The organism is Rhodococcus yunnanensis NBRC 103083, from assembly GCF_001895005.1.
Taxonomy (GTDB): domain Bacteria; phylum Actinomycetota; class Actinomycetes; order Mycobacteriales; family Mycobacteriaceae; genus Rhodococcoides; species Rhodococcoides yunnanense.
Genome location: NZ_BCXH01000005.1, coordinates 90,866 through 105,930 on the forward strand (window position 1 = coordinate 90,866; position 15,065 = coordinate 105,930).

The following is a 15,065-nucleotide window of genomic DNA, read 5'->3' on the forward strand; positions in this document are numbered from 1 at the left end:
GTCGGCGCACACGACGCCGATGTAATTCGAGCGAATGAATTGATCGCATTTCAGTCGGGGCGCTCGGTCGGAAAGCGAAAGTACGGGTCCGAGATCGTAACGTGATGGTGGTTACACCCGCCGAACGCAGTGGGCCGAAGCGGTGCGCGAGGCCACGGAAGCTGCGACGAGCAGGCGATCGTGTTCGGTCTCGGCGGTCTGTAATCGGCCCCAGCCTTTGTGGATCGAACAGTGATCCGAACCAAAACAATCGAAATGACTTTTTGTCACGAGATCGTCGGAATTTAGCCGAAAAGGCCTGGACGGGCGCGCAAAAGTATTGTCTGCGATCAGGCATTACGAGTAGAGCAAATAGCGCTGGTCCACTAGTTTGTAGAAGGGGTGCTGAGAATCAACGTTGCTGAGCGGCGTTCGGCGTGGCAATCGCTTCGCCGTCCAAGCAGTGATCGTTCATGCAGTGATCGTTCGAGCAGTGATCGTTGAGGAGGGGTAGTACAGGTGGCGTCAGAAGTCGGAGTTCCGGTCGAAGTCGATCGGTTCCCACTGTCCGCGGCGCAGCTCAACATCTACTTCGCCCAGAAACTCGCCCCGCAGGTTCCCTTCACCATCGCGCAGTACGTCGAGATCCGCGGCGACATCGACCCGGCCACGCTGATCCGCGCCACCGACATCGCGTGCCGCGAGCTCGAATCACCCGGCGTCCGCCTCGGCGAGAGCGACGGCCGGCCGTACCAGTGGTACGACGACAACGTTCCGTACGCCATGATCTACCGCGACCTCCGGGATCACGCCGACCCCGTCGGATATGCGCTCGAGTACATGGACGAGCAATATCGCAAGCCGGTGGACTTGGTCCGCGATCAGCTGATCGCCTCCGAGATCATCCAGGTCGGCGACACGCACTACTTCTGGTACAGCCGCGCACACCACGTCGTCATGGACGGGCTCGGCGCAATCTCGGTGCAGGAGCGCACCGCTGCGGCATACACCGCGCTGCAGGCGGGTACCGACATCCCCAAGACACGTGCTGTCGGCGTCCGCGCCATCTACGACTACGAGACCGCGTACCCCGGGTCGAGTCGCTACGACACCGACCGCGCGTACTGGGTCGGCAGGCTCGACGGGCACGACGACGCACCTCGCCTGGCCGGTAACGCCGGTGGGTCCGTCCCCAGCGATGTCTCGGTCGGCGTCGGGGCAGTGCTCGACGCGGAACTCACCGACGCCATGGCCGAGGTTGCCCGCCGCTACAACTCCTCCGACGTCCCCGTCGTCCTCGCCACCTTCGCGCTGTATCTCGCCAGGATGACCGGCACCGACGACGTCATGCTCAGCCTCCCGGTCTCCGGCCGCGCGACGACGAAACTGCGCGAGAGCTCCGGGATGATGTCCAACATCGTGCCGCTGCGCATCGGCGTCGACCCGGACGTCACCATCGAAGAACTGCTGCGACGCATCCAGGTCGAACTCACCGGCGCGCTTCGCCACCAGCGTTTCCGCGTCGAGGACATGCAGCGCGAGAACGACGCGAGTTTCGAGGGCAGCACCTCGGCAGGCCGAGGCGCGTTCGGCCCCACCGTCAACATCATGATGTACGACAGCACAATTCGCCTCGGTGACGTCATCGGCGAATATCGGGTGCTCTCGAGCGGACCCATCGACGACATGATGGTCAACGTCTACCCCGGCGTCGCAGGGGCAAGCACCCGCGTCGACTTCCTGGGCAACCCGGCGATCTACAGCACCGAGGAGCTCGGCGCGCACCACGAGCGGTTCCTGAGCCTGCTGCGCGCTGTCGTGGCGGCACCGGACGGAGTGCTGCTCGCCGACCTGACCGTGCTGAGCGAGGCCGAAGAACGATCCTTGGTGCAGCCCACACCCGCAGGCCCGGCGCCCGCGCTGCTGCCGACGCTGCTACGGCCGGGGACCGTGGTGGGCGAGCTCGACTACGACGAGTTCCTCTCGCAGGCACACCATGTGGCCGCGCTGCTGCCCGCAGGCCCCGAGACGCGCATCGCGATCGCACTCGACCGGTCACCGCACTCGGTGCTCGCACTGTGGTCGGTCACGCTGGCCGGGGGCTCCTTCGTGCCGGTCGATCCACATGATCCACACGACCGGCTCGCGTCCCTGTTGGGCGCTGCCGGAGTGCGGTACGGCATCACCGACCGCGCGACGGCTCCCACGTTGCCCGGCGCGGTGCAGTGGACGGCGATCGAGGATCTCCTCGACTCGGACGCGCCTGCCTTCATCGAGCCTCGCGGCAGTATCGACAATGAGGCCTACCTCATCCACACCTCCGGTTCGACTGGAAAACCCAAGGCAGTCAGTGTCACTCATCGCGGACTCGCCGCGATGGCGGTATCGGCTGCCGCGCGATACGGCATCACCGAATCCTCGCGTGTGCTGCACCTCGCGTCCCCGGTGTTCGACGCGTCCCTGCAGGAGATTCTGAGTGCGTTCGTCGCCGGTGCCACGCTGGTCATCGCACCGGCAGACGCACACGCAGGTCCTGCGCTCGCCGAGCTGCTGGACACCGAGCGGGTCACCCACCTGATCACTGCACCTGCCGTGCTGGCCACACTCGAACCCCTCGACGTCAAGGGCCTCGACGTGTTCGACGTCGGCGGCGAAGCCTGCAGCCCGGCACTGCGCGATCGGTTCGCGGCCGTGGGGCCGGCGATGCTCAACGCATACGGTCCCACCGAGGCGACGGTACTGGCCACACTGTCCACGCCGATGGGCGTCGGCGAGCGGGTGAGCATCGGGGCGCCGCTGCCCGGCGTCCGTGCATTGGTGCTCGACGCGCGGCTGCGGCCCGTACCGCACGGCGGGCTCGGCGAGCTCTACCTCGGCGGCGACGGACTCGCCCGCGGCTACGACGGCCAGTTCGGTGTGACGGCCTCGCGGTTCGTCGCCGATCCGGCCTCGCCCGGGCAACGGCTCTATCGCACCGGAGATCTGGTGCGCTGGTCCGTCGACGGTGCCGCGCTCGAATTCCTCGGCCGCGCCGATCAGCAGGTGCAGCTGCACGGCCGGCGCATCGAACTCGGCGAAATCGAAAGTGTTGCAGCGCAGTTGGACGGTGTCGATGCCGTCGCGGTCGTGGTGCGCGGCGACCGACTCATCGCCTACGTCGTCGGTAGAACCCAGGGTCTCGACGCACACCTGAAGGCGCTGCTGCCCGCATGGATGGTGCCCGGCCGAATCATCGAACTCGACCGATTGCCCACCACGACAAGCGGTAAGCTCGACCGGCGCGCGCTGCCCGCACCCGACCAGTCCTTCGAATACACCCCGCCGCAGACCGATACCGAGCGGGCCGTCGCGGCCGTCTTCGCCGAAGTCCTCGGTGTCGCCGAGGTCGGCCGCAGCCACAGTTTTTTCGAACTCGGCGGCGACTCGCTCAGTGCGACGCGTGTGGTGGCTCGCCTCGGATCCGCGGTCTCGCTGTCGGTAGTGTTCGACACCCCGACGGTCGCGGCGATCGCGCATGCACTCGATTCGGGAGTCGAGCAGGACAATTCACTCGATCTCCTGGCCGTCGTCGTCCCGGATCGTGTCCCGCTGTCCTACACCCAGCAGCGGATGTGGTTCCTCAATCAGTTCGACTCGGAGTCGACCGCGTACACCATGCCCGTCGCGCTTCGGCTGCCCGCAGACGGCGATCCCGCGCTGGTCGTCACCGCGTTGCGTGATGTGCTCGAGCGGCACGAGTCGCTGCGAACGTACTTCCCCGACGACGGCGACGGGCCGCAGCAAGTAGTCGTCCCCACCGCCGGTGTGCTGACCGAGATCCCCACGCGCACAGTGCAGGCCGAGCGGCTGGACACCGTCGTCGCGCAGCTGTCGAGTGTCGGGTTCGACGTCGCGGCCGAGGTACCCGTCCGAGCATCGTTGTTGAACCTCTCGTCCGGTGACACCGTCGTCGTCATCGTGCTGCACCACATCTCGGTGGACGGATGGTCGATCGATCCTCTGGTCCGCGACTTCACCGTCGCCTACCTTGCCCGCGCCGCCGGACACGCACCCACGTGGTCCCGCCTGCGTGCCCAGTACAGCGAGTACGCGGTGTGGAACCGAGCCGTCGTCGACGCGGCCGCGGACGAGCAGTTGGCCTACTGGACCTCGGCGCTCACTGGCGACGGTCTCGCCGCACTGCCGACCGATCGGCCGCGTCCGCCGGTGCAGTCGATGGAGACCGGATCGGTGTCGCTGAACCTCGGCGCCGAGCTGTACGGCCAGCTACGCCGCCTGGCGCTGGCCGAGAACGTGACCTCGTTCATGGTGGTGCACGCGGCACTTGCGTTGACACTCAGTCGATTCAGCGGAGACACCAGGACCGTCGTCGGATCTCCATCGGCAGGCCGCGGGCACGCCGCGCTCGACGACATGGTCGGCATGTTCGTCAGCACCGTCCCACTCGCGGTCGACATCGACCCGGGCGCACGCTTCACCGATCTCCTCGCCGCCGTTCGCCGCGCCGACCTGGACGCCTTCGCGCACTCCGACCTGCCGTTCGAGCGGATCGTCGACGCGCTGGCCACCGATCGATCGCTGGATCGGCACCCGCTGTTTCAGGTGATGCTGGCGTTCGACAACGCACCGCACCGCTCGGTCGAGGACCTGCCGGTGACCGTGCTGCCGATCACCACCAACACCTCCGAGTTCGACCTCAACCTCGTGCTCACCGAAACCCCAGACGGTATCGCAGGCGACATCGAATACGCCGTAGACCTGTTCGACCACATCACCGTCGACCGTTTCGCCTCGGCCTTCGTCACCGTGCTCCGCGCCGTCGTCGAGGATCCGGCCGTGGTGGTCGGCGACATCGAACTCGCCGAGCCCGCATACGTTCCCGGCGACGTCCCCGCGGGGACGCTGCTCGATCTCCTCGTTGCCGGAAATCTCGCTATCGATGGCGAAGAAGCAGTCACCTACCGCGAGCTGGATTCGCGATCGAACAGGCTGGCGCGGTTGCTGATCGGCCGCGGCGCCGCACCCGAGACCACCGTCGCGCTGTCGCTGGAACGCTCCGCGCAGTACATCGTGGCACTGTGGGCCGTCGCGAAATCCGGCGCCGCGTTCGTTCCCGTCGATCCTGGCTTTCCCGCGCTGCGACGCGAGCAGATCCTCACCGGCACCTACCTCGGCTTCGGCGGCGACGAGCCCGGCGTGCAGTGGCTGGACGAGTCCGCGGCAGCCGAGTTCAGCGATGCGCCCGTCACCGATGCCGACCGGACGGCAGCGCTACTGCCCCAGCATCCGGCCTACGTCGTCCACACCTCCGGGTCCACCGGCACACCGAAACCCGTCACCGTGACCCACGCCGGGGTGTATGCGCTTGCCCAGCAGGTGGTTCCGCGTTACGACGTCACTTCGGACTCGCGGGTGCTGCACGGGTACTCGGTCAACTTCGATGCCGCGGTGCTCGAGCTGGTGCTCGCGTTCGGTGCAGGCGCCACCATGGTGATCGCGCCGATGGGCCTGTCGGGCGGCGAAGACATGGCACGCTTCCTCGACACCCACGCCGTCACGCACTACCTCTCGACCCCGGCCGTCCTGGCAACGGTGCCGCCGGTCGACGGTGTCGCCACGGTCGCGGTCGGCGGCGATGTCCTCGGCGGCGACGTCGCCCGGCAGTGGGCACCCGGACGCCGAATGCTCAACGCGTACGGGCCATCCGAAGCTACCGTCGTCGCGACGCTCACCGAGCCGCTCTTGCCCGGAGACCCGGTCACCATCGGCGCCGCGTTGGACCACGTACATGCGCTCGTCCTCGATTCGAGGCTGCAGCCGGTGCCGGTCGGCGGGATCGGCGAGCTGTATCTCGGCGGCGCAGGTATCGCCCGCGGCTACCGCGGACGCAGCGGGCAGACCGCCGAGCGCTTCGTCGCCGCGCCGCACGGTCGGCGCCTCTACCGGACAGGTGATCTGGTGCGCGCCGACGGAACCGGTGCCTTCGGCTTCATCGGCCGCGTCGACTCCCAGGTTCAGATCCGCGGTGTCCGAATCGAACTCGGCGATATCGAAGCAGCTCTACTGGCCCACCCCGACGTCGACGCTGCCGCCGCGGACGTGCGCGACGGGTCGGTGTTCGCGTGGGTCGTCACGGGTGCGGCAGACACCGCTCTCACGAGCTGGCTGTCGACCCGGCTGCCGCTGTCGATGATGCCCGCCTCGGTCGTGCGGGTCGAACGTCTACCCGTCACCGCCAACGGCAAGCTCGATCGCGGCGCGCTGGTCACCCCGGTGCCAGTGACGGGTGATCCGGCGGCGTCGCGGACGTTGACCGAGGACGTCATCGCCGGCATCTTCGCCGACACCCTCGGTATCGCAGACTCGTCCGCCGACGCCAATTTCTTCGTCCAGGGCGGAGATTCACTGAGCGCGACGCGTGCGACGTCGCGGATCGGTGCTGCGCTCGGCACACACGTTCCGGTACGCACGCTGTTCGAGGCGCCGACCGCGCGTGGGTTGGCCGCGGCGATCGACGAGCTGTCCGAGGCCTACGTACCGGCGCCTGCGCTCACCCACCGCGCACCAGATGATGCACTCTCACCCGCCGAGCGCCGGATGTGGCTGCAGAACCGGTTCGACCCCACCTCGCCCGCCTACAACATCGCCTTCTCGCTCCCACTGCCCGCCGGCACCGACCTCGAGGTACTGCGCGCCGCGATCATCGACGTGCTGCGGCGGCACCTTCCGCTGCGCACGGTGTACGAGTCCACCGCCGACGGCCCCGTCACCACGCTGCTCGACGCCTCGGTGGTGGCCGCCTCGCTCGACGACCGACACACCGATGCGGCAGCACTGGCCGTCACCGGGTTCGACCTGACCGTCGAGGCGCCGGTGCGGCTCAATCTGGTGCGCCGCTTCGGGCGTCTCGAGCTGGTGGTGGTGGCCCATCACATCGCTGTCGACGGCCTCTCGCTCGCGCCGCTGATACGAGATGTCGATACCGCACTGACCGCGCGGACAGCCGGACTGCAGCCCGAATTCACGCCACTGACAGTCGATTACGCCGACTACCGGGTGTGGCAGCAGGACGTTCTCGACGTCGTCGCCGCCGAGCAGCTCGGCTACTGGCGCCGCACACTCGCAGGACTGCCGGACTATTTGGAACTGCCCACCGGCACACCCGACCCGTTCGAGGACGCAACCGCCGTGGCGTTCGAGATCGATGCCGCCGTGCTCGCCGAACTGCGCGGATTGGCCAACCGGCTGGGCGCAACACTGTTCGTGGTGATCCACGCGGCGCTCGCCGCCGTACTCGCCGAAGCGAGCGGAACCAGGGACATCGCCATCGGCACCCCGGTATCGGGAAGAACCGAACCCGCACTCGACGACCTGGTCGGCATGTTCGTCGGCACCATCGTGCTGCGCACCGACGTACCACCGAACAAGACGTTCGAGGAGTTCGTCACCGACGTCCGCAACATCGACCTCGACGCCTTCGCCCACTCGTCCGTGCCGTTCGACTGGGTCGTCGACGCCGTCGAACCGACCCGGGTGGTCGACTCGCACCCACTGTTCCAGGTACTGCTGGCCGTCGGAGCACTCGAGATCCCGGAACTGGATCTGGGCTCGGGCATCACCATGCCCGAGCGGATCGCCATCGCCGCAACACAGTTCGACCTCGAAGTCGTCATCGAACACACCGCCGACGGCCTCAGCGGACAACTCGCCTACAACGCAGATCGCTTCGAGCGGTCGGTGTGCCAGGCCCTCGCGGATCGGCTCACCGCGGTACTGAACTCCGTTGCGGCGCAGCCGACCATCCAACTCGGCAGCACCGCCTTCCTTTCCCCCTGCCCCGACGTCGTGACGCGGGGTGGTGGGGCACTCGATCCGTACACCCTCGCCGACCTCGTCCGCCGAGCGGCAGCGCAGTGGCCGAACGCGACCGCTGTCGTCGACGGCGCCGACTCCATCACGTACGCCGAGTTGGATCGACGGTCGAATGCGGTGCTGGAGAACATTCTCGACGAGGGTGCGCAGCCGGGCACGCTGGTGGCTGTCGCGTTGCCGCGCTCGATCGACCTGGTGACCGCCGTGTGGGCCGTGGCGAAAAGCGGGGCGGGATACCTGCCGATAGATCCGAAGCACCCGGCCGCGCGCATCGCGGAGATCATCGAGCACGCACAACCCGTCACCGGTGTCACCCGCGCGTCCCTGGCCCCGCCCGGCGGCAACTGGGTGCTCGTCGACGACGCGGAATCCTCCTACGAGCCAGAGTCTTCCTACAAGCCAGGGTCTTTCGCCGCACACGTCGACGACACCGCCTATGTCATCTACACCTCGGGATCGACCGGTGCTCCCAAAGGTGTGCGCGTGACGCACCGCGGGATCGCGGACCTGGTGCAGAGCCAGCGTGATCTGTTCGGTGTCGACGAGGACTCGCGCGTATTGCAGTTCGCATCACCGGGATTCGACGCGTCGGTCTTCGAGATGCTGTTGGCTCTCGGCGCAGGTGCCGGCCTGGTCGTGGTGCCGTCGGACGTGTACGCCGGCCGCGAACTCGAATCGGTCATCCGCAGCGGCGGTGTGACGCACGTATGCCTGACGCCGACCGTCCTGCAGATCACCGACCCTGCCGCGACACCGTCGGTGCAGGTGGTCGTCATGGCAGGTGAGGCCGCGAACTCCGAACTGGTCCAACGCTGGAACCTCGGTGCTACGGTGTTCAACGCGTACGGGCCCACCGAGACCACGATCATGGCGACATCCACTCCGGCGCTCGGTTATTCGAGCACCGTCACCATCGGCGGGCCGGTCCGCGGGTTCGACGCCGTGGTGCTCGACACCCGGCTGCGTCCGGTGCCGGACAACGTGGTGGGGGAGCTGTACCTCGGCGGTTCTGGATTGGCCGAAGGGTATCTGGACCAGCCGGCACTGACCGCCGGACGCTTCGTGCCGAACCTGCTCGCCGGCAACGGAACACGGCTCTACCGCACCGGAGATCTGGTTCGGTGGACCACGCACCGCGGTGTCCGCGAGCTCGAATACCTCGGACGTGTGGATTCGCAGGTCAAGATCCGCGGCCATCGCGTCGAACTGGCGGAGGTGGAGGCCGCGCTGCTGCGGCATCCGGCCGTCGAACAGGCATCCGTTGTGGGTCAAGGCAATTCGCTGGCAGCGTACGTCGTCGGCGACGGCGACGCGGGAGCCGTCCGCGAGTTCCTGACGCGCACCATCCCCGCCTACATGGTGCCCGGCACGGTCACCGTCGTCGATGCGCTGCCGATGTCGATCTCTGGGAAGGTCGATGCGAGCCGCCTGCCCGAGCCGACTCTGCCGAGAACGCAGCACCTGGAACCGTCGACCCCGCTCGAACACAGTGTGCGGGCGTCGTTCGCCGAGGTGCTCGAGCTGGATCCCGAGCGAATCGGTGTGGACGACAACTTCTTCGACCTCGGCGGTCACTCGTTGTCGGTGGTGCGGGTGATCGATGCACTCGCCGACGAACTCGGACGATCGGTGCCCGTCAGCGCACTGCTGATGCACCCGACGGCGGCATCGCTCGCCGCGAAGCTCGACGGGATGGGCGACGACGGAGACGCCGTGTTCGATGTGCTGCTGCCACTGCGCGCGGACGGCGACGGTGAGCCGCTGTTCTGCATCCACCCGGCGATCGGGATCGCGTGGAGCTACCTGGCGCTGCTCGGCGTCACCGATCGACCGCTGTACGGGCTGCAGGTTCCCGGCATCGCCGATGGGGACCAGTTGCCGTCGTCGATCGATGCTTTCGCTGCCCGGTACGTACGTGAGATCCGTGCCGTGCAGCCGCACGGTCCGTACCACTTGCTCGGATGGTCTCTCGGCGGCGTGATCGCCCATGCGGCGGCGACGGTGTTGCAGAACTCGGGTGAAGAAGTCGCCCTGCTCGTGCTCGTCGACGCGCAGTTGTCGGCTCCCGCCGATGTGCAGGAGTTCGGCGTCGACGATCTGGCGCGTCAGCTCGGTGTGGCCGGATCGTCGTTCGAGGAGATCGTTCGCCAATTGCGGCACACGAGAAGCGAACTCGGTTTTCTCACCGGCGATCATCTGCGTAGGATGTATGCGCCGGTGGTCGCGGCGTCCGGGTGGGTTGCAGCGCACCGACCGAGAGTATTCGACGGCGATGTGGTCTACTTCGCAGCTCGAGGATCTTCCGCGTCACCGTCGTTCGGTGCGCAGCAGTGGGAGCAGTACGTCGACGGCCGGATCTCGGTCCACCGCGTCGACGCAGCACATGAAGACATGTTGGGTGAAGCAGGCGCCCACGCTTTGGGCCGAGTGATCGGCATGGCATCTGTCGCGGAAGGCGTGGCGTGATGGAATCAGTGACAGCGAAAAAGCTGGAGCCGTACGTGGACAACGTGCAGGCTCATTACGATCTGTCGGACGAGTTCTTCGAACTGTTTCTCGATCCGAGCATGACCTACAGCTGCGCGTACTTCGAGCGCGAGGACATGACGCTCGAGCAGGCGCAGACGGCCAAGATCGATCTGGCGCTCGGCAAGCTGGACCTACGCCCCGGCATGACATTGCTCGACGTCGGATGTGGTTGGGGCGCACTGGCCACGCGGGCAGTGGAGAAGTACGACGTCGACGTCATCGGACTGACGTTGAGCCAGAACCAGTTCGAGCACGCCGGCAGGGCCGTGAAGAACCTGTCGAGTACGCGCACTGCCGAGATCCGTCTGCAGGGCTGGGAGGATTTCGATCAGCCCGTCGACCGGATCGTCAGCATCGGTGCGTTCGAACACTTCCGGCGCCAGCGGTACTCCGCGTTCTTCGACAAATGTCGATCGGTACTGCCCGACGACGGCCGGATGTTGTTGCACACCATCGTGATGCGGCCGTTGGCCGAGATCATGGCGAGCGGGGTGGTCTTCACTCGTGAGGACGCGCACTTCGTGCGCTTCATCATGCGGGAGATCTTTCCCGGCGGTCAGCTCGCGCTGTCGGACATGGTGGCGAGCAAGGCCACGGCGTCGGGATTCCGCGTCGAACGTGAGCACGCGCTCGGCCCGCACTACGTACGCACTCTCGACGCGTGGACCGACCGACTCGTCGCCGCACGGGAGGAGGCGATCGAGTTGTCCTCGGTGGAGAACTACGACCGGTACATCCACTACCTCACCGGCTGTTCGTCGCGCTTCGAAGATGGTCGGATCGATGTGGTCCAATTCAGCCTGGGGTTGGCCCCGCCTGGTTGAGCGCGCTCGAAGATCACAAGCATGGAACCATTCAACGCAGCTGTACCGAAAGAGATTAGGGAGCCCACGTGGAAATCCAGGACTACCTCCAGATACTGCGCACACGGTGGATGGTCATCGTCGTCACCGTGGCAGTTGCCATCCTGGGTGCGCTCGCGACCTCACTGCTGACGACGCCGACGTACCAGTCGTGCAGTCGAGTGTTCGTCTCCACCTCGGGTGGATCGACCGTGAGCGAGAGCTACCAGGGCAACCTGTTCTCACAGCAGCGCGTCGCGTCGTACTCCGAACTGGTCACCGGTGACACGTTGGCTGCACGCACCATCGCCGACCTCGGCCTCGACATCAGCCCCGCCGCACTCTCGGCGAAGGTGACCGCTAAGTCGACCCCCGATACCGTCCTGCTCGACACATGCGTCGTCGACACCTCTCCCGGTCTGGCGCGTGACATCGCGAACTCCCTCGCGACGCAGCTCACCGTGCTGGTGCGCGAGCTCGAAACCCCCGAGGACGGTGGCTCACCCGCTGCAGGCGTGCGTCTGGTCGAGGAAGCACAGGAGTCGGCAACCCCGATCAGCCCCAAGACCACGCGCAACCTCGCACTCGGTGCAGCCGTCGGTCTGCTCCTCGGTATCGCGCTCGCGGTGCTGCGCGACCGTCTCGACAACACCATCAAGACCCGCAAGAAGCTCGAAGCGGCCGCCAAGACCCCGCTCGTGGGCAGCATTCCGTTCGACAAGACGATCAAGGACACCTCGATCGTCTCGTTCGACGCGACGCACTCGTCCAGTGCCGAGAGTTTCCGCGAGCTGCGTACCAACCTGCAGTTCCTCGAGGTCGACCATCCGCCGCGCGTCATCGTCGTCACCAGCGCGGTGCCCGCCGAAGGCAAGACCACCGTCGCGGTCAACCTCGCACTCGCACTTGCCGAAGCAGGCCATCACGTCGTCCTCGTCGAAGGCGATCTACGACGCCCGCGCGTGTCGAAGTACCTCGGGCTCATCGGCTCGGTCGGTCTGTCGACGGTGCTCGCCGCGCAGGCGGACCTGTCGGATGTCCTGCAGCCGACCAAGTTCGAAGGACTCGAAGTACTCGCATCCGGTCCGCTGCCGCCCAACCCGTCCGAGCTCCTCGGATCCGCGGCGTCGCGGCGCATCATCGACGAGCTGCGCAGCCGCTTCGACTACGTCATCATCGACGGCGCCCCGCTGCTCCCGGTCACGGACTCCGCGCTGCTCACCACGCACAGTGACGGCGCGTTGATCGTCGCGCGGTTCGGACACACCAGCGAGAACGAGGTCACCCGCGCAGTCGGCAACCTCGAGACCATCGGCGCGCACGTACTCGGCGCCGTGTTCACGATGATGCCGGTCGGCCGTAAGGGCGGCGACAACTACTCGTACTACTACGAGACCGACAAGTCGATCCCGCGTCAGACACCCAATCCGGTCACGCCTGGAACCGTCGCGGCACCGCCGAAGGACGTCACGCCGCCGTCGTCGAACGGCACCGTAGGCGTCTCGGCGGCGGCTCCGGCGCCGACCGAATATCCGCGGGCCGAGGTCACCTCGTCGTCGCGGAGATACAAGGAATGAGGACGGCCGGGGTAGTCGGCGGGATAGGCGGGATCGTCGCGGCCATCGCGGTCGGATTCGCCGCTCCCGCGGCCGCGGCCCCCGGCGTCGTGGTGGGTCCAGGAACGGGCTTCATCACCACCGGAGGGCTCGAGGACCTGACGGCCTGTTCCTTCGCGGCCGTCGGGTACGACGCGGCGGGCCGGTTGATCGGATTGACCGCAGGGCATTGTGTTCTCGCCCCCGGCCTCCCGGTCACCTCCATCGGAAACCTGGGAGCCGGGCCCGTCGGGACCACCACGGTGGGGCACTGGGGACCGGACTACGGCGTCATCGAACTCGATCCCGCGAAAGTCGTCCCGGTGGCCTCCGGCGGGGGAGTCACCATCACCGGCATCGGCCGGGCAGTTCCGGGTCAGCCGGTCTGCAAGGTCGGCGTGGCCTCGGGCGTCACCTGCGGAACCGTACTCGACGTCCGGGGCGACACCGACATCGTGACCACGACGCCTACGGTGTGGGCAGATTCCGGCGGCGCGCTCGTCAGCGGTACCACGCTCGTCGGCATCGCCAGCCATGCCGATTCGATTCCTGTTCTGAGCCCGACGGTGTACGCCTCGGCAGCCGACTCGCTCGACCGACTCAACGCCCGCGGTGGCCCTGGAGCTGGGTTCCGGCCCATCGGGTCGTGAAGTTGGTCGCGGCCGCAGTCGTAGCTGCGGCCGTGGTGGGCGGATATCTGTGGTGGAGTGCGCCCGCGTCTCGCGGGGTGGCAACGATCGGGTCGGCCGACGCGTTCGCCTGCCAGCCGCCGTCAGGGGTTCATGACTTGGCTCCTGCTTCGGCGTCCATCCCGCGACCGGCCCCCGGTACCGTGCCCGAGGACTTCGTGCCGGTGAAAGCCGTTGTCTGCGACTCGTTCACGGGAGATCGAGTCGACGCGGACAAGACCGCCACGTACAGCGAGCACCACTACGCAGGCGACTTCTCCGACGCGCTCGAGCAGCTCAACGCAGGCTCGGGACGGCGGCCGCTGCTGCCGGGGCAGTGCGGTGTCTACGACCTGGCGGTCGTGGAGGACATGTGGCTGCTCGACGCCGACGGCCGCGCGGTGCAGCCGTCGTACCCGCTGCACGGCTGCGGATACCAGAACACGCTGGGGCTGTACACCGTTCGATCCTTGCCGGAGGTCGAGACCGTCGAGCATCGCGTCGAACTCACCGACGACACGATCTCCGTGTACTACGGGTGCTCACCGGTTCTCTCGCTTCCGACCCCCGGCGCTGCACTCGTCGACACCGACGTGCTCTCGGGCGGCGGGCTGTGCCGCTTCGACGTCAGCGGGCCGGTGCCGATGTTCGACGGTATCCGCGGCTACGACCCCGGCCGGCTGGACCTGCTCACCGATCTGTTGCGCACCTCGGCGCCTGCCGGTGACTGCACCGAATCCGCCAGTGCAGTCGTGGCCACCTCCGTGACCGGGCTCGACACGATCGACTGGGAGCCGGTCCAGGTGATGGTCGAGCTCGACGGCTGCCGAAGAATCCTCGCCGACGGCTACCTGCCCCTCGGGCCGATCAGCGGCGAGCAGGCGCGGTTGCTCGCCGGGTGACCACGGCCTTACGCGTCGGACATCACGCTCGCGCGATCGGCCGTCCCAGCTGATCAGCCACTCGCGAATCGACGGCCTTCTCGTCTCTGTCTCGCTAGGCCTTGCCGGCAAGGGGAGTGGCTCCGTTTCCGACCAGTCGGCGCGTCAGGGTGGAGAGATCGGCGGCGATGTCAGTCTCGAACCGGCCCGAGGCTGATCAGTGGATATGTAGAGACCGCGCCAGTCGGTGCGAAAGCGGGATGTTTGCCGTGTTTCTCTATGACGTGTTCTTCGGTGACGTGACTCGCGCGGTGAGGTGCCCAGGGGCCGGGAAGGTTCAGGTGCCGGGATGGTTCAGATGCCGGGACGTTCAGATGCCGGGGATCGGAAAGCGCCACATCGCAAGGACGGCGAGGCAGATGATCGCTGCGGTATAGGCGACGGTGCCGAAAGCCCTGGACACACTGGTCAGGAGTTTCATACTTCGACTTCTGTCGCTGCGTGCGGTCATGGTGTGCCTACTTCCTCGGACCCCCTCTTTTTTCACAGTTCCCCTGGTGTTGTACTCACCATCGCCGAGTGCCATGCATACGCACATCCGCCGAAATACCTACACGGCTACCCGTATCGAAATTCGCCCATATACCCCCGCCTCGAGAACAGGTACCCGACCCCGCCGAATGGACGGTTACGGATCAG

Annotated in this window: 6 protein-coding genes; 5 read left to right on the forward strand and 1 reads right to left on the reverse strand. The window is 66.9% G+C overall.

The genetic code is table 11. The annotated features are described in order from the left end of the window. The first annotated feature begins 498 nt into the window (after window positions 1–498). The 5 genes from RY1_RS10570 to RY1_RS10590 all read left to right on the forward strand — a co-directional run bounded on the left by RY1_RS10570 (window position 499) and on the right by RY1_RS10590 (window position 14,387). Window positions 499–10,317, forward strand: coding sequence for a non-ribosomal peptide synthetase (locus RY1_RS10570; protein WP_072803516.1), 9,819 nt, complete (start codon window positions 499–501; stop codon window positions 10,315–10,317). Beyond that, complete coding sequence (locus RY1_RS10575) at window positions 10,317–11,204, forward strand: cyclopropane mycolic acid synthase family methyltransferase (protein WP_072803517.1); 888 nt, start codon at window positions 10,317–10,319, stop codon at window positions 11,202–11,204. Before RY1_RS10570 ends, RY1_RS10575 begins: the two co-directional genes overlap by 1 nt. Window positions 11,205–11,272: 68 nt before the next feature. Then, on the forward strand, window positions 11,273–12,799 hold the full coding sequence (locus tag RY1_RS10580) for a tyrosine-protein kinase domain-containing protein (RefSeq protein ID WP_072803518.1): 1,527 nt from the start codon (window positions 11,273–11,275) through the stop codon (window positions 12,797–12,799). Next, the gene (locus RY1_RS10585; protein WP_072803519.1) at window positions 12,796–13,467 is read left to right on the forward strand and encodes a chymotrypsin family serine protease; all 672 of its coding nucleotides are present in this window, start codon (window positions 12,796–12,798) and stop codon (window positions 13,465–13,467) included. Before RY1_RS10580 ends, RY1_RS10585 begins: the two co-directional genes overlap by 4 nt. Further along, on the forward strand, window positions 13,464–14,387 hold the full coding sequence (locus RY1_RS10590) for a hypothetical protein (RefSeq protein WP_072803520.1): 924 nt from the start codon (window positions 13,464–13,466) through the stop codon (window positions 14,385–14,387). Before RY1_RS10585 ends, RY1_RS10590 begins: the two co-directional genes overlap by 4 nt. 349 nt (window positions 14,388–14,736) lie before the next feature. Here the strand turns inward: RY1_RS10590 and RY1_RS29945 are convergent, their stop codons facing one another. Beyond that, on the reverse strand, window positions 14,737–14,877 hold the full coding sequence (locus RY1_RS29945; RefSeq protein WP_156376387.1) for a hypothetical protein: 141 nt from the start codon (window positions 14,875–14,877) through the stop codon (window positions 14,737–14,739). Between the last annotated feature and the right edge of the window lie 188 nt (window positions 14,878–15,065).

Excerpts from the sequence above, each read along its gene's own strand:
- RY1_RS10575 (WP_072803517.1), top strand. The coding sequence starts at position 10,317 with ATGGAATCAGTGACAGCGAAAAAGCTGGAGCCGTACGTGGACAACGTG.
- RY1_RS10585 (WP_072803519.1), top strand. The coding sequence starts at position 12,796 with ATGAGGACGGCCGGGGTAGTCGGCGGGATAGGCGGGATCGTCGCGGCC.
- RY1_RS29945 (WP_156376387.1), bottom strand. The coding sequence starts at position 14,877 with ATGACCGCACGCAGCGACAGAAGTCGAAGTATGAAACTCCTGACCAGT.